The organism is Pseudomonas avellanae BPIC 631, from assembly GCF_000444135.1.
In the GTDB taxonomy this organism is placed as follows: domain Bacteria; phylum Pseudomonadota; class Gammaproteobacteria; order Pseudomonadales; family Pseudomonadaceae; genus Aquipseudomonas; species Aquipseudomonas avellanae.
Map to the genome: position 1 here is coordinate 1 of NZ_ATDK01000606.1, position 603 is coordinate 603.

Genomic DNA, 603 nt, shown 5'->3' on the forward strand with positions numbered 1-603 from the left:
ACGCACGTGAGGGCCTCGTTGGGCCGTAAGCCCATCGACTCAGACGCGCTGGTGCTCGGGCTGGATCTTAAGCGACAAAATCTCCGAGGGCTCCAGCGTATCTATCTACAACACACCGGGGCGTACTACAATGGCTTTGAACAGATTCCCGGCACGATCATCGACGAGTTCAATTTGCGGCCAGGCCCTCAGTGCGCGCAGCAGGCCGCTACCTGTAACGACCTGCAATCGAAATGGCCTCGACCTGCAATCATTGCGTTTTTCGACCGGGATTGATTGCGTCTATCCGAGCCAGCAAACCGGGATTATTTGCGAATGAACCTGCGTTCATCTGGTTCGACCTGCAATCGACTGTCATGAACCGGGATTAATTGCGAGTGAGCGCACGCCGTTTCTGTCTCATTTGAGTCCACGTCAGCATAGTGCTTCCCGATCGAAGCATTCGTCAGTTTTGAGTCTGTCTTCGGAACCCACGGGCCCTTGTGGTCACCCATAAGGGGCGAATAGAGAAAACGGAAAAAATCGTACGCTAGTGTACTGTTTTCGAAAAAACCAGCTACTAACTAACGTAAAATTCAAATTTTATCAATAGCTTAGCTTGCA

Annotated in this window: 1 pseudogene; it reads left to right on the top strand. The window is 51.4% G+C overall.

Going from position 1 to position 603, the window contains the following annotated elements:
• Positions 1-276, top strand: a pseudogene (locus DW49_RS1000000133240) (hypothetical protein); the annotation flags it as partial.
• Positions 277-603 lie beyond the last annotated feature (327 nt).